Annotated in this window: 17 protein-coding genes; 9 read left to right on the top strand and 8 right to left on the bottom strand. The window is 51.1% G+C overall.

The window, feature by feature from the left end:
• Nucleotides 1-38: 38 nt before the first annotated feature.
• The 3 genes from BLP79_RS06110 to BLP79_RS06120 are packed head-to-tail and all read left to right on the top strand — an operon-like array spanning nucleotide 39 to nucleotide 2,163.
• Nucleotides 39-1,187, top strand: a complete 1,149-nt coding sequence (locus BLP79_RS06110) for a bifunctional 2-C-methyl-D-erythritol 4-phosphate cytidylyltransferase/2-C-methyl-D-erythritol 2,4-cyclodiphosphate synthase (RefSeq protein WP_090217619.1) — start codon at nucleotides 39-41, stop codon at nucleotides 1,185-1,187.
• Nucleotides 1,184-1,684 (top strand): phosphatidylglycerophosphatase A family protein, encoded by a 501-nt coding sequence (locus tag BLP79_RS06115; RefSeq protein WP_090217324.1) that lies wholly within the window; start codon nucleotides 1,184-1,186, stop codon nucleotides 1,682-1,684. Before BLP79_RS06110 ends, BLP79_RS06115 begins: the two co-directional genes overlap by 4 nt.
• On the top strand, nucleotides 1,681-2,163 hold the full coding sequence (locus tag BLP79_RS06120) for a CinA family protein (protein WP_408607918.1): 483 nt from the start codon (nucleotides 1,681-1,683) through the stop codon (nucleotides 2,161-2,163). Before BLP79_RS06115 ends, BLP79_RS06120 begins: the two co-directional genes overlap by 4 nt.
• Nucleotides 2,164-2,241: 78 nt before the next feature.
• On the opposite strand, the gene BLP79_RS19470 is transcribed toward BLP79_RS06120, so the two are convergent.
• On the bottom strand, nucleotides 2,242-2,421 hold the full coding sequence (locus BLP79_RS19470) for a hypothetical protein (protein ID WP_139163174.1): 180 nt from the start codon (nucleotides 2,419-2,421) through the stop codon (nucleotides 2,242-2,244).
• Between the two features lie 264 nt (nucleotides 2,422-2,685).
• The gene (locus tag BLP79_RS06130) at nucleotides 2,686-3,135 is read right to left on the bottom strand and encodes a type II toxin-antitoxin system RatA family toxin (RefSeq protein ID WP_090217329.1); all 450 of its coding nucleotides are present in this window, start codon (nucleotides 3,133-3,135) and stop codon (nucleotides 2,686-2,688) included.
• A gap of 74 nt (nucleotides 3,136-3,209) precedes the next feature.
• Here BLP79_RS06130 and hpt point away from each other — a divergent pair, with 74 nt between their 5' ends.
• The gene (gene hpt / locus BLP79_RS06135; RefSeq protein ID WP_090217330.1) at nucleotides 3,210-3,749 is read left to right on the top strand and encodes a hypoxanthine phosphoribosyltransferase; all 540 of its coding nucleotides are present in this window, start codon (nucleotides 3,210-3,212) and stop codon (nucleotides 3,747-3,749) included.
• Here the strand turns inward: hpt and BLP79_RS06140 are convergent.
• Together BLP79_RS06140 and lipA are read right to left on the bottom strand one after the other, a co-directional pair.
• On the bottom strand, nucleotides 3,746-4,918 hold the full coding sequence (locus tag BLP79_RS06140; RefSeq protein WP_090217332.1) for an amidohydrolase: 1,173 nt from the start codon (nucleotides 4,916-4,918) through the stop codon (nucleotides 3,746-3,748). The genes hpt and BLP79_RS06140 overlap by 4 nt on opposite strands.
• Nucleotides 4,915-5,868 (bottom strand): lipoyl synthase, encoded by a 954-nt coding sequence (gene lipA, locus BLP79_RS06145; protein WP_090217335.1) that lies wholly within the window; start codon nucleotides 5,866-5,868, stop codon nucleotides 4,915-4,917. Before lipA ends, BLP79_RS06140 begins: the two co-directional genes overlap by 4 nt.
• A gap of 291 nt (nucleotides 5,869-6,159) precedes the next feature.
• On the opposite strand from lipA, the gene BLP79_RS06150 reads away from it, so the two are divergent.
• Nucleotides 6,160-6,699, top strand: coding sequence for a peroxiredoxin (locus BLP79_RS06150; RefSeq protein WP_090217336.1), 540 nt, complete (start codon nucleotides 6,160-6,162; stop codon nucleotides 6,697-6,699).
• A 52-nt stretch (nucleotides 6,700-6,751) separates the two neighbouring features.
• On the opposite strand, the gene BLP79_RS06155 is transcribed toward BLP79_RS06150, so the two are convergent.
• On the bottom strand, nucleotides 6,752-7,795 hold the full coding sequence (locus BLP79_RS06155; RefSeq protein WP_170830457.1) for a DUF6456 domain-containing protein: 1,044 nt from the start codon (nucleotides 7,793-7,795) through the stop codon (nucleotides 6,752-6,754).
• Between the two features lie 243 nt (nucleotides 7,796-8,038).
• Between BLP79_RS06155 and BLP79_RS06160 the strand changes: the two genes are divergently transcribed.
• The gene (locus BLP79_RS06160; protein WP_198511968.1) at nucleotides 8,039-8,455 is read left to right on the top strand and encodes a DUF6477 family protein; all 417 of its coding nucleotides are present in this window, start codon (nucleotides 8,039-8,041) and stop codon (nucleotides 8,453-8,455) included.
• On the opposite strand, the gene BLP79_RS06165 is transcribed toward BLP79_RS06160, so the two are convergent.
• The 3 genes from BLP79_RS06165 to BLP79_RS06175 form a co-directional block, all read right to left on the bottom strand.
• Nucleotides 8,410-9,954, bottom strand: coding sequence for a trimethylamine methyltransferase family protein (locus BLP79_RS06165; RefSeq protein ID WP_090217338.1), 1,545 nt, complete (start codon nucleotides 9,952-9,954; stop codon nucleotides 8,410-8,412). The two genes, BLP79_RS06160 and BLP79_RS06165, sit on opposite strands and share 46 nt — an antisense overlap.
• Nucleotides 9,955-10,069: 115 nt before the next feature.
• On the bottom strand, nucleotides 10,070-10,444 hold the full coding sequence (locus tag BLP79_RS06170) for a Lin0512 family protein (RefSeq protein ID WP_090217340.1): 375 nt from the start codon (nucleotides 10,442-10,444) through the stop codon (nucleotides 10,070-10,072).
• On the bottom strand, nucleotides 10,441-10,788 hold the full coding sequence (locus tag BLP79_RS06175) for a Lin0512 family protein (RefSeq protein ID WP_090217342.1): 348 nt from the start codon (nucleotides 10,786-10,788) through the stop codon (nucleotides 10,441-10,443). Before BLP79_RS06175 ends, BLP79_RS06170 begins: the two co-directional genes overlap by 4 nt.
• Nucleotides 10,789-10,906: 118 nt before the next feature.
• Here BLP79_RS06175 and guaA point away from each other — a divergent pair, with 118 nt between their 5' ends.
• From guaA to BLP79_RS06190, 3 genes are all read left to right on the top strand, one after another.
• Nucleotides 10,907-12,469: a glutamine-hydrolyzing GMP synthase gene (gene guaA / locus BLP79_RS06180; RefSeq protein WP_090217344.1), complete on the top strand. Its 1,563-nt coding sequence runs from the start codon at nucleotides 10,907-10,909 to the stop codon at nucleotides 12,467-12,469.
• Between the two features lie 108 nt (nucleotides 12,470-12,577).
• Nucleotides 12,578-13,480, top strand: a complete 903-nt coding sequence (locus BLP79_RS06185; RefSeq protein ID WP_090217345.1) for a DMT family transporter — start codon at nucleotides 12,578-12,580, stop codon at nucleotides 13,478-13,480.
• Nucleotides 13,481-13,596: 116 nt separating this feature from the next.
• Complete coding sequence (locus BLP79_RS06190; protein WP_090217347.1) at nucleotides 13,597-14,703, top strand: OmpP1/FadL family transporter; 1,107 nt, start codon at nucleotides 13,597-13,599, stop codon at nucleotides 14,701-14,703.
• Nucleotides 14,704-14,752 lie beyond the last annotated feature (49 nt).

Consider the following 14,752-nt stretch of genomic DNA (forward strand, 5'->3'; position numbering starts at 1 on the left):
TCAACTCATAAACAACTCGTAAAGAGATGGGAGAAAAAATGACCACAGCAGCCCTGATTGTCGCCGCAGGTCGCGGTATTCGTGCTGGGGGTGGTTTGCCCAAACAATGGCGTCTTTTGGGCGACCGCCGGGTGATCGACTGGACGCTAGAGGCTTTTCGAAATCCCTGCATTGATCACATCTGCATCGTACTCAATCCAGATGATACTGACATTTGGCAAGAGTTCTCAGCTGCTCCTGACATCATTACCGCACAAGGAGGTTCTGACCGCGCAAGTTCGGTGAGAAATGGCCTGAAAGCTTTGCAAAAATACAGTATCGATAAGGTTCTTATCCATGACGCAGCGCGCCCATGCATCAGCAGAAGCTTAATCGAGAACATTCTTCTTTCGCTCGATACAACATCTGCGGCAGCACCTGCACTTGCCGTGACAGATGCGCTGTGGCAGGGCGACAACGAACAGGTCATCGGAACACAAGATCGATCAGGTCTTTTTGCCGCACAAACCCCGCAAGGGTTTGACTTTGAAACCATTCTAGCTGCACACACATCCCATACCGGCACCGCAGCTGATGATGTAGAGGTGGCACGGGCGGCTGGCCATCCCGTTCACATTGTTTCAGGCGATGCTAATAATATCAAAATAACACGTCCCCAAGACTTTGCGCGGGCGGCCGAGATTTTACAGATCAAAGAAAGAGACACCATGGATATCCGTCTGGGCAATGGCTACGATGTGCATCGGTTTGGCGACGGAGATCATGTCATCCTTTGTGGCGTGAAAATCCCACATGATCGCGGGCTGCAAGGGCATTCAGATGCGGATGTCGGCATGCATGCAGTCACAGACGCGATCTATGGTGCATTGGCACAGGGAGACATAGGTCAACATTTTCCGCCATCAGACCCTCAGTGGAAAGGTGCCGCCTCAGACATCTTCCTTCGCCACGCTGTTCGTCTCGCAAACGAGATGGGCTACACGCTGTCAAACATCGATTGCACGCTTGTCTGTGAATACCCCAAAATAGGCCCACGGGCAGAGGCCATGCGCCAGACCATGTCGGATATCTTGGGCATTGAACCATCTCGCGTCTCGGTCAAAGCCACAACCTCTGAACGTCTTGGCTTTACAGGGCGAAAAGAGGGTATCGCCGCAATTGCAACCGCAGCATTGGTAAAAGCATGAAACCGCTGGCCCGCCTGATTGCCACTGTATGTGGTGTTGGATACCTGAAACCAGCACCCGGCACCTGGGGCTCTGCTGTCACGCTTCCTTTGGGGTTTGCATTACATGCCCTTGGTGGCTTTCCACTTATACTCATTGGCATCATCTCTACGTTTGCTAAGGGCTGGTGGGCAACCGCGGTCATGACACAAGGAAAAAAAGATCATGACCCTTCAGAAATCGTCATTGATGAGGTCGCCGGACAGCTGATCGCCCTCGCCCCCCTTTCCTATGCTGCATGGGCCCACGACCTGCCCGCGCTTGCGCTTTGGCCGGGATGGGTTGCAGCATTTCTCCTCTTTCGGCTGTTTGATATCCTCAAACCCGGCCCAATCGGATGGGCGGACCGTCGTGGGGATGCGCTTGGTGTGATGCTTGATGATATCATTGCTGGTATCTTTGCAGCCCTTGGCGTGATGGTGTTGGCCGGCCTATACCACGGAGTGTTAGGGCTATGAGCATAGATCTGGCACAATTGATCGCACAGGCGCGCAGCAAAGGTATCACAATTGCAACCGCTGAAAGCTGCACAGGTGGTTTAATCGCCGCTGCGCTTACGGAAACGCCCGGCTCATCCATTGTGTTTGACAGAGGTTTCGTAACCTACTCCAACGCCGCAAAACAAGACATGCTTGGAGTGCAAAACACCACACTAACGCAATACGGAGCGGTCAGCGAAGCTGTTGCGCAAGAGATGGCAGAAGGGGCGCTCAACGCTTCATCCGCGACACTCGCAGTCTCAGTCACTGGCATCGCAGGTCCAGGCGGATCCGAATTCAAACCTGAGGGTCGCGTCTGCTTTGGACTTGCGCAGGATGGGCATAAAACCCGCGTAGAAACACAAGACTTTGGCCCATTGGGACGCAGCAACGTGCGTAAAGCCGCACTGGCACATGGGTTGGATCTATTGTGGCAAGCCATCGACCCCAAACGATAAAAAGTAAAAACGGGCCCCGAAAGGCCCGCTTTGATCACAAATGAGAGAGCGTTTCGCACGTTCTGCGCGAAACAGAGGTTAACCCGTCGCATTCAAACCTGATGCATAGCCCATTTGGGCAAGCTTAGCGTTTGAAGAACGGGCTATATCGTTCGCCAAAGCACTCGCTCGCGCATCGTCCAATGCGGCTTGCGCTGTTTCCTGTGATTGTCTCACAGAGTGCGTTGCGCTTGCATCCGGGCCTTTTGAAACTGTCATTTTAATAGACACCTTCAAATCACCCGGCGCTGGCCGATTGTTTTCTACGCTTTTTGCGGGTTCTGCTTTGGCAACAGCAGGTCCGCTGCCTGTCCGAGCAAGAGACATATGTTGTGAGGCCGGTCCGGCCACGCCTGAAATCATTAGCACCCCCAATATGTTGTTAACCACACGATTGCATCCAGCATTAACCTATCTGAAAGGTATCGCGTTAACTTTTGGACAGCTTAGTTACCAAAGTGTTAACAATATAATTGACCTGTTTCAGGCCCCGTACAAAGCTTCAGCCCGGTTTTCAAAGGCACGCACGATACGTTGCATCGCTTCATTGAAAACGACACCGATAATGCCCTGCAACACCGCGTTCTTGAATTCGAAATCTACAAAGAATGAGACATCACACCCGCCTTTAGCACGGTCTTTGAATTGCCAATTCGATTTCATATACCGGAATGGGCCATCCAGATACTCCGTATCAATAGAATGATCTTCGGGATGCAACACCACCCGACTGCCAAAACGCTCTCGAAACACTTTGAACGAGATAACCAGATCTGCTTCCATAACTTCTGCTGCGTCCTGTGGCGTGCGACTGCGAATACGTGCCGCAGCACACCAGGGTAGAAATTTTGGATATTTCGCCACATCTGATACCAGCTCATACATTTGCTCGGCGCTGTAGGGCATCTGGCGGGTTTCAGAATGTATGGGCATTGTATCGTGATTTCCTACTGTCTTTGTGTCACTTGATGTCTTATGAACGGCGTGAAATTTCAAGGGGAGTCAATATGACACAGCGCCCATATGCCATCGATGTGATGATTTCCGCAAAAGCAATTGCTGCGCGTATTGAAGCCTTAAGTGCTGAAATCAAGGCCGAGTTCAACGACACCGATAAGCTGGTTGTCGTTGGCCTTTTGCGCGGCAGTTTCGTCTTTATCGCTGATCTCGTGCGCGAACTTGATCTCCCGATTGAAGTAGATTTTCTTGAAGCGTCCTCGTATGGAAACAGCACAGAAAGCAGTCGTGAAGTACGCATACTCAAAGACTTACGAGGCGCAATTGAAGGCCGTGATGTGCTTGTCGTTGAAGATATTGTCGACACGGGCCATACGCTCAAACATATCACACATCTCTTACAAAGCCGCAGCCCTGCACGTCTCAAAACGATTGCGCTTCTCGACAAGCCCTCTCGCAGAGAGGTTGAGGTGCGCGCCGATTGGATTGGATTTGAAATTCCAGACGAATTTGTCGTCGGGTATGGAATTGATTTTGCACAACGCAATCGCAACCTCCCCCATATCGGGAAGGTGCGGTTTACCGACTAAGGCAGGTGCGTCCCGGCGTCACCCGGATTCAAAAGATCCTGAATGATTTGTCGAAAGATCGTGATGCCAACCGGCAGGATTTCATCAGGAAAATCATAATCAGGATTGTGCAATTGAGGCTGCGTCTCACCAGAGCCCAGCCAAAACATCGCACTTTTTGCTCCTTGCCCAAAGACGCCAAAGTCTTCTGACCACCGCTGCGGTGCGTCCCACAAGTCCATATCATAACCCACTGTAAAAGAGGCTCTTTTTAGAATATCAGATGCATCTATGTTATTGTCACAGGCAGCAAAGACATCGTCAAAGTTCAGCGTGACGGTAAGCTCCTCAGCTTGCGCGACCTCTATCATCCGTTGCTCAACATTTGAAACAAGACGCGCCATACGCGCATCAGAAACAGTGCGCAGCGTCACCCAAAGCGTGCCCACCCCAGGCGCAACCCCAAATGTCGGCTCCCCCAATTGCACATGCGTCAAAGTGACCAAAGCGTAGTCTTCGTTCAATGGCGCGGATTCATTGCCCAATGCAACCAATTCAGACATCAGCTGAGATATGGCCCGCGCTGGCGAGAGCCCGTCCTGAGGTGCGGCCGCATGCGACGTTCGCCCATTTAGAGTGATCTTCACACCACGCGAGGCGCAATTCGCTGGTCCAACGCTCAACGCAGTTTTCCCAGACGCAAGGCCCGGAACATTATGAAGCGAAAATGCGTAGTCCGGCGCAATTTCATGAAACCGAGGATCGGCGACAACTGCAGTAGCCCCCTGCCCGGTTTCTTCGGCAGGCTGAAACAAGAGCACCACGCGCCCAGATTCAGGACGATTTTCTGCCAGCGCTTCAGCCAAGGCAAGCACCATGGTCATATGCCCATCATGCCCACACAAATGCCCGCACCCGTCATGTTGCGAACTATAAGGTTTGTCTGACTGTTCTGGAATTGGCAGCCCATCCAATTCCGCGCGAAACAGCACTGTCGGACCTTGGGCTTTCCCCTCAAACACCCCAGCAACACCATGCCCACCCAGTTGTGTAATCAACTTATCTGGATGGTATTTCGAAAGGTAATCCGTCACGTAATGAGAGGTTTTCTTTTCAAACCCAGACACTTCTGGAAATGAGTGAAGGTGTTGGCGCAGCTTAGTCAACCGCGCCAAATGGTCTGGCGTCATGCCAAACCCAGCTTTTTGTTCCGTGCATCACGCAGACGCACAAAATCATCACCCGCGTGATATGAGGAGCGTGTTAGCGGTGTTGCAGAAACCATCAAAAAGCCCTTGCCATAAGCCGCTTTTTCATAGGATTCAAATTCCTCAGGGGTCACGAAACGATCCACGGCGTGGTGCTTTGGTGTGGGTTGTAAATATTGACCAATAGTCAAGAAATCCACATCCGCTGCCCGCATATCATCCATCACCTGACGCACAGCCTGTGCGTCCTCGCCAAGCCCAACCATAATTCCAGATTTGGTAAAGATTGATGGATCCAGTTCTTTAACGCGCTGCAGCAGTCTCAACGAATGGAAATAGCGCGCGCCAGCCCGCACTTCTGGGTAAAGCCCGGGCACTGTTTCAAGGTTGTGATTGAACACATCAGGCTTTGCATCCACCACAATTTTGAGCACCTCAGGATCACATTTCAGAAAATCTGGCGTCAGAATTTCAATCGTGGTTTTAGGACTGCGATGGCGCACGGCACGAATAGTCTGTGCAAAATGTTCTGCGCCGCCATCTTCGATATCATCACGGTCCACAGACGTGATCACGACGTGGTTAAGACCCAGCTTTTGCACAGCATCTGCAACCCGCCCCGGTTCGAAAACATCCAATTCTTCTGGGGGTTTGCCAGTCGCAATATTACAAAAAGAGCAGGCACGCGTACAAACTTCCCCCATGATCATCATGGTCGCGTGACCCTGACTCCAACATTCGCCCACATTCGGACAACCTGCCTCTTCACAGACTGTTACCAACTTGTGCTCGCGCATAATTTTATGCGTATCTGCATAGCCTTTGCCACCGGGAGCCTTGACGCGAATCCAGCTTGGCTTCTTGGGCTGAGCATTGTCAGGGCGGTGCGCCTTTTCGGGGTGGCGCTGCTCTGGGATTTTAAGATCTCTCACGGGTCGTTTCCCTTTGGCATCTGTTGTTTCCTGTTTGTAACATAGCAAAAGAGGAATGACACGGCCCTATCTGCAATACAGCTATGCACTGTACACTACCTTCATACCGATGATTTCGCGGTTAGTTTCATGCTTGAAAATCCATCATAGATCCCATTTTTTCAACAAGTTATAGTTAACTTAGGAGAAAGTCGCATTCCCTCAACTAGAACAGAAATGCGGCATTGCCATCATTTTAGAACTATTATAATTCATCGCTTGAAAACGTATTTGTGATGTATGGAGTTTCCCATGAAAGCCGACGTAAAACTGCCTGACGTAACCTTTCACACCCGCGTCCGCGACGAGGCCGTTGACGGCCCCAACCCGTTCCGCTGGGAAGACAAAACCACAGCTGATTACTTTGCTGGCAAACGTGTGGTTCTGTTCTCTCTTCCTGGCGCATTTACCCCCACTTGCTCCACGTATCAGCTGCCTGGATTTGAAAAAGGCTTTGCAGATTTTTCTGCCGAAGGCATCGATGCGATCTACTGCATGTCAGTCAACGACAGCTTTGTCATGAACAAATGGGCTGAATCGCAAAATCTGGAAAACGTTGAGGTCATCCCAGACGGCTCTGGCGAGTTCACTCGAAAAATGGGTATGCTGGTTGCCAAAGACAATCTGGGTTTCGGTGCCCGTTCATGGCGCTATGCTGCGATCGTAAAAGACGGTGTTGTTGAAGCTTGGTTTGAAGAGCCCGGCTTGTCAGACAATCACCCCGAAGACCCATATGGTGTCTCTTCACCTGAGAATGTGTTGAAACATCTGAAAGATACCGTATCAGCTTAACGTATCTAACGAAGCGAAATTATAAGGGCCTGCAACTGCGGGCCCTTTCTCTTCAGCCAATCAGCTCTTTTTGATCTGCTAAAGCATCATAATGTGATTTCAGCTGTTGTAGTGCGATACGAAGAACAACCTTTCCAGAACGCGCTGACCACCCCAGTTGTTTCTCTGCGGTTTCAAGCCCTTCCAGATGACAACAACATCTTAAAGCGATATCGCATAGCCCTGGCCCTAAGGCTGCCAGGGCTTCATGCGCCCGCTGCCCTGCTGTGTCGGCATGCGCTTTGCCATGTGCAGGTTTCGCCGCACATGGCACATCAAAAACCGTATTTACCGGGTAAATATGCTCTGCAATCTGTGCAAGTTCATAATCTTCGCGCAACCTCTCACCTGCCCGCACCAGATCAACTGTTAAAAACGGCTCTCCGTTGCGGTCAGCCAGACGTGCAAGCATTGCAAGCGGAGTTTCCCCGCTGCCATATCTTACACGGCGCGCACCGCCACTATTGGCCACCTCTTTCCCCTGAAAAGACCGGGCTGCTTCGGCAAATCCAACATCTCTGCGCACACGTGCGCGGTTTTCCTGAGCTGCGACCATAGAAGACAAAGCAGCCCGACCATCGTCGCTCAATTGATATCGACTTAAACGCTTATGTGAGACGCATTGCACCCAGCCACGCAGTGCAATTTCACCAGCCAAGCCTTTATCAATGCTTATTTTCTTCTCATCTTGATCATCTCTTACGATAACCGCTTTATCCATACCTTCTGCATAGGCTAAAATAGCATTTCCGTGGTTCAACCAGATCAGCGCTTTCGTTACTTTCGCCTGTCCAGCTGTATCTTGGGGCGTCCGCTGTGGGCGAGGCATACTATGTCGGATATCCTCTTTAAAATACTGCTCTGTCAAACCATCGAGCGCACTGTCAATTAATGGGTCATCCCGCAAGGTTTCCATACGACGCACCTGCCTTAGCACCGTGGAAGGATGACAGCCCGCGCGCCGTGCGAGTTGTCGGATAGATCTACCATTTTCCGTATGTTCCAGATAGCGCCGAGCCTCCTCCGGAACCCATTCGGGAACTTGAATTACACGCATGGTTTGTATCATTCTTGACCCCATACCCTTGATTAAAACCTTTAGGCACGTACCACCCTCATCTTAGGTCACAGAGGGCAGAGGTCTATTCGCCGGATTTTGCGAGGTTTTCCTAATGCCGGGCACAATGTTTCCAAAAGAGTATCAATCAAGGCTAAAGCCAGCGCACGCTTCAATCTTGGAAACGCAACACCCCTTTAGGTTGTGGTATTTAGCAATTGATCCGAAAAATAGGAGACATCGATGCAAGATCTCACAACTCGCCTATCCGCACTATCACGCCCACGTCTGCTGGTAAGAGCAGCCCGAATGGGTGCTGAACACTACCAACGCACGCACAGTCTGGCCAAATTACTGCCCTCATCCGAGCGGCTACGCCCGGCTGCGATTGTCACGCAGTTGCTGGATCTGGAGCATGCTTATAACAAAAAGCGGCTCACAAATGACATTGGGTATCATTTTACACGGCACATCGAAATCCTGATCGCGCTGCAAGCCGAGGCACGGCTCTTTCATGCTCAACGCGCTGGCTCCCATCAGATAAACAGGGCAACAAAAAACGGCCCCCAAGAAGAGGCCGTTGATCATCAAAGCATAAGGTTTGCGTTGAACTCTTACGAAAACGCGTCTGGCATGGATGCTTTTTTCTCCGCCACATAAGTCTCAAGCGCGGCTTTGATCTCAGCATCAAGTGGAGGGGCTTGATAATTGTTCAACAGTGTATCGACGCGACCGCTTGCAAGCGCATAAGTATCACGTGCACCTTCTTCTTCCCATGTTTCAAAAGGCTTGTAATCCAAAACTTCAGATTTCCAAAAGGCCGTTTTGAAGTTTTGCTGCGTATGTGCACAGCCCAGATAATGCCCTCCGGGACCGACTTCGCGGATGGCATCCAGCGCCTGCGCGTTCTCATCCACAGAGACCCCTTTGGCAAGCCCATGGAGCGCGCCAAGCTGATCAGCGTCCATAACAAACTTTTCAAAGTCTGCAACCAGTCCCCCCTCGAGCCAACCACAGGAATGCAGCATGAAATTCACCCCCGCCATTAATCCCATGTTGAGTGAGTTCGCAGTCTCATACGCGGCTTGTGCATCTGGTAGCTTTGAACCACAGAAAGACCCCGCAGATCGGAACGGCAGATTGAGGCGCCGCGCAAGTTGCCCTGCACCATATGTCACCAAGGATGCTTCAGGCGTACCAAATGTCGGCGCACCAGAGTTCATATCGATTGAGCTAACAAAAGCACCAAAAATTACTGGCGCACCTGGGCGGATCAACTGGCTATAAGCCACACCGGCCAAGACTTCAGCCAGCACCTGCGTCAATGTCCCGGCAACGGAAACGGGTGCCATCGCGCCGCCCACAATAAATGGCGACACGATACAGGCTTGATTGTGCTTTGCGTAAACTTCAAGCGCGCCCATCATCACATCATCAAACGTCATAGGAGAGTTGATGTTGATCAGCGAGGTCATGACAGTATTGTCACGCACGAACTCTTTACCAAACAGGATTTCACACATCTCAACCGAGTCTTGTGCCCGGCTTGGTTCGGTCACAGATCCCATGAACGGTTTGTCAGACAAGGTCATATGGGCCAGCATCATATCCAGATGACGCTTATTTACCGGAACGTCTGTTGGCTCACAAACGGTGCCTCCCGAATGATGCAGCCACTTGGACATATAGCCCAGTTTCACAAATTTTTGGAAATCATCCAAGGTTGCATACCGGCGCCCCCCTTTTGCATCGCGCACGAAAGGTGGACCGTAAACTGGTGCAAGAACAAGGTTTTTACCACCAATGACAACGGACTTTTCAGGGTTTCTTGCATGTTGTGTAAAAGAACTCGGTGCCGTTTTGCACAGTTCACGCGCCAATCCGCGCGGGATACGGACACGTTCACCGTCGACTTCTGCACCTGCGTCCCGCCATCGCTGAAGCGCGGCTGGGTTGTCAACAAAGTTCACACCAATTTCAGCCAGAACAGTTTCCGCGTTGGTCTCAATAACCTCAAGCGCCGCGTCATCCAAAACTTCAAAGTTTGGAATGTTACGTTCGATATATTTCGCAGTCTCAAAGTTGATGGCGGACCGTTCAGCGCGGCGCGCTGCTCCCCCACCACCCCGAGCCCGGCGACGTGGCGCTCTTTCGGCCATGTGCATTTCCTCATAGCAGGTCTGTCAATTGATTTTGGTGTAGCGCTTCTCCAAAAGGCCGCACCCAAAGTTTGCGGCCTTTCAGGAGAAAAAACGACATTTCCCTGTGGTCAGGTCAGCTACGCAGCTTCCAACCTGGTTGTTTGGGCAAAAAGACTTCGATCGCAGTCGTCGCTAGAATCTGGCGCGCACCGCTTTCAGGGTCCACCACATCCATTCCCCCATCTACGATATGAATTTCGGGCGCGGGCGCAAACGGCAATACAATATCAGCTGCAGAAACTCCTGTACTGTCTTTGATACCGACAGAGACCTTAACCCGGATCTGATCTTCTGAGATGTTCATATTTTTCAATATACTTAGGGACGAATGTTGGAGCGCTTGCGAGATCGCATTCTGCACAGCAAGCGCAGCGCTTTTCCCGGTAACATCCGTGCCGATGCCCATAGCGATGATCAACCGACCCTCTTTGTTCAGATCAATGCTCATTCTGCGCGCTCCATATCAAAGGCCACTGACAGGGCAACATTCGCAATAATGGTTGGGTTACCCGTTCCTTCGGGGCGCGCAACATCCAAGCCGCCCTTTTGAACATTAAATGTTGTCTGACCGTAGGGAAATACCTCTGCCAGACCAGAAATATCCACCTTTTCAGGCTGTTGTACAGCAACGTCAACTGTGATTTGCATCGCGTCTTTGGGGAAATCAAACAGCTCAGCCAGATTAATTGAATTGTGCCACAACGCATTTTGCAGCGCACGTTTGGCCGCTTCAGTATAATCACCACGTCGCAAAGACGTGCCCATTCCAAATTCCGTCAACATGCGTTGCATTTCGCACCCTCACCTTTTGCCATGCTTTCATCGACGCCTACCCAGAAAGCTCGAAAACTCCAAGTCCCAGTCGCATTTCTTCCGTTGCGCTTTGGGTCAACTGTGCCTATTTGGAACCATGACAGAGACATCCCATGACCGCCTTCTTATTATCGACTTTGGCAGCCAGGTTACGCAGCTGATTGCGCGTCGCCTGCGCGAGCTGAATGTCTATTGTGAAATCCACCCCTACCAGAATGTGACGATGGATTTTGTGCGCACATTCGCGCCCAAAGCTGTGATCTTTTCTGGTGGCCCTGACAGTGTCACCCGTGAAGGAAGCCCACGCGCGCCACAAGAAATCTTTGAATATGGCGTCCCAATTCTGGGTATTTGCTATGGCCAACAAACCATGATGACCCAGCTGGGTGGTAAGGTTGAAAGCGGTCATGGCACTGCTGAATTTGGTCGGGCCTTCGTTACCCCATCCTCAGCCCAGCTTGATATTCTGGACGGCTGGTTTGCTGATGGCGATGAACAGGTCTGGATGAGCCACGGCGACCATGTCTCAGAAATCGCTCCAGGTTTTGAAGTATACGGCACCTCGCCCAATGCACCCTATGCGATCACGGCAGACACCAAACGCCATTTTTATGCCGTGCAATTTCACCCTGAAGTGCACCATACCCCCAATGGCGCAAAGCTTTATGAAAACTTTGTCAAACTTGCAGGGTTTGAAGGCGACTGGACCATGGGCGCCTACCGCGAGATCATGGTCGAGAAAATCCGCGAACAAGTGGGCGATAAAAAGGTCATCTGCGCGCTGTCTGGCGGCGTAGATTCTTCGGTTGCAGCTGCCTTGATTCATGAAGCCATTGGCGATCAGCTGACCTGCGTTTTTGTTGACCACGGCCTTTTGCGCAAGAACGAAGCAGATGAAGTTGTGGGCATGTTCCGCGACAATATGAACTTGCAAGTGATCCATGCGGACGAAACCGAATTGTTCCTTGGTGAACTGGACGGCCAATCTGACCCAGAGACCAAACGCAAGATCATCGGAAAACTGTTTATCGATGTGTTCCAGAAATACGCAGATTCCATCGAGGGCGCTGAATTCCTTGCGCAGGGAACGTTGTATCCTGATGTCATTGAATCTGTGAGCTTTTCAGGCGGCCCTTCCGTTACGATCAAATCGCACCACAATGTCGGTGGCCTGCCCGAAAAGATGGGTCTGAAACTGGTCGAACCTCTGCGAGAGCTGTTCAAAGATGAAGTTCGTGCGCTCGGACGAGAGCTGGGCCTGCCCGATAGTTTCATCGGCCGCCACCCCTTCCCCGGACCCGGCCTTGCAATTCGTTGCCCCGGTGAGATCACCCGTGAGAAACTGGAAATTCTGCGCGAAGCCGATGCGATCTACATCGATCAGATCCGCAAACATGGACTTTACGATGAAATCTGGCAGGCTTTTGTCGCCATTCTTCCGGTGCGCACCGTTGGTGTGATGGGAGATGGTCGAACCTATGATTATGCCTGTGCGCTGCGCGCGGTCACGTCGGTAGATGGTATGACCGCTGATTATTATCCCTTCAGCCATGAATTCCTGGGCGAGACAGCCACCCGGATTATCAATGAAGTCAAAGGCATCAACCGATGCACCTATGATATCACCTCCAAGCCTCCGGGCACTATTGAATGGGAATAACAGACACTCCAAAAAACCCCGGCTTTCATGCCGGGGTTTTTCTTTGCAATCTTGACGATCTTTGTGTTTTGCGCCCTGTTGCGGTGATCCCTTTTGAGAAAGCCAGAAATGCCACACAACCAAGCCCCCGTCGGACGCGCAGCCCTTTGGATGGTTGGTGCCATTTTGTCGTTTTCTTCGATGGCTATTGCCGGACGTGAAGCCGGATCGTCTTTGGACACCTTTGAAATCATGACCTACCGGAGCTTTGTGGGCGTCATCATCGTTTGCGTTGCGCTCACACTCACCAGATCATGGAACCAGGTGCGCATCGGGTTATTCAGTTTACATATGATCCGCAACCTTGCTCATTTCACCGGGCAAAACCTTTGGTTTTATGCGGTCACAGTGATCCCTCTTGCTCAGGTCTTTGCGCTTGAATTCACCTCTCCCTTGTGGGTACTTTTGCTGTCACCACTCTTACTCGGAGAGCGGATGACAAGGCCAAAGGTCGTGGTTGCAGCGCTAGGATTTATCGGCGCATTGGTTGTCGCACAACCCAATTCGGGTCAGTTGAATGTCGGTGTAATCACCGCGGCCGTCTCAGCGATTTTCTTTGCTTTAACGATTATAACGACAAAAAAGCTCACGCAAAGCGAGCAAATCGGCTCCATCTTGTTTTGGCTGACGATCATGCAATTGGGGATGGGATTGGCGATGGCTGGTTGGGATGGGCAGATTTCCGTGCCAAGTGCCGCAACGTCGCGATGGCTTTTGTTAATTGGCTGTGCGGGGTTGACCGCTCATTTTTGTGTCACCAAAGCGCTGTCTTTAGCACCTGCAACAGTTGTTGTGCCAATTGATTTTTGCCGCCTTCCAATCATCGCATTACTGGGAATAGTCCTTTATAATGAGAACCTTACATTAACTCTGATCGCTGGAAGCCTTTTGATACTTGTTGCAAACTATTTCAATATCCTCAACGCGGTTTCAACCAAAACCACACATCCGACGACCGCTAAATCGCAATAAATATATTAACTTACGCTCCGTTTGCTTTCCCCGGCGTCAATATTGACCCGAAACACTGTCTCACTAACGTTTCTGCCAGTCACAATCAGGTGTTAGCATCTGGACAGGGAGGAACAATGAAGAATTACTTGGCGACATCAGCGGCATGCGCGTTGATCTCAGCGAGCGGAGCCTGGGCAACAGGTCTGGACCGTACAGGGCAACCTATCGGGATACTCTTTGAAGAAGGAACCTATGTTGAATTCTCAGCAGCCACCACATCAGTGGATCTTTCGGGCAACGATCGGACATCGTTAAATCCATTTGGGTCAGCCAGCGGAGATGTGGGTGATCGCTTCAACCTGTTTGGAGCCGGTTTCAAAACTGACATCAATGAGCAACTGTCTTTTGCGTTGATCTTTGATCAGCCATGGGGCGTTGATGTCAATTATCCGGTCGGAGGTTCTGCGTTGTTGGGAGGCACACGCGCAACCGCTGACTCAAACGCACTAACAGCATTGCTGCGTTACAAATTCAACGAGCGTTTCTCCATTCACGGAGGTTTGCGCTATCAAGAGATTGATGGCGAAATCAATCTCCAAGGTGCAGCCTATGCCAGCATTCCTGGTGGCACCTATAATGTGCAAATCCAACAGGATGGCGCCTTTGGCTGGGTGGCAGGCGTCGCTTATGAAATTCCCGAAATCGCTCTTCGCGCAGCACTCACCTACAGCTCAGAAATCACCCATGACTTTGCATTGATTGAAAGTTTAAGCCCAACGACAACAACGTCGGCAGAGACGAAAACGCCACAGAGCGTGAACTTTGATTTTCAAACAGGTGTTGCCACCAATACGCTTTTATTTGGCGGCATTCGGTGGTCCGAAAGCAGCGTCACAGAGCTGACACCAACAACATTGGGCAGTAATCTGATCGACCTCGACGACTCGGTCACCTACACTATTGGTGTGGGGCGAAAGTTTAATGAAACATGGTCTGGATCTCTGGCCTTCATCTATTCAGATGTAAGCGGGGACGATCTTGTCTCCCCCCTTGCCCCAACCCACGGGCGCGAGGCAATCCGCCTTGGCGTACAATACACCAAAGACAAAATGAAAGTCTCAGCTGGGGTACGCTACACCATGCTTGGCGATGCTGTCGCTTCACCAGGTGGCAATCCAGTGGCAAACTTTAGCGGAAATGATGCCATAAGTTTTGGCGTAAAGGTCGGATATAATTTCTGATATACCCCTTATCCCCTCTCGATGTCAGTTTATCGAGAGGGGGAATACC

Origin of the sequence: Epibacterium ulvae, from assembly GCF_900102795.1 — a bacterium.
Lineage (GTDB): Bacteria > Pseudomonadota > Alphaproteobacteria > Rhodobacterales > Rhodobacteraceae > Epibacterium > Epibacterium ulvae.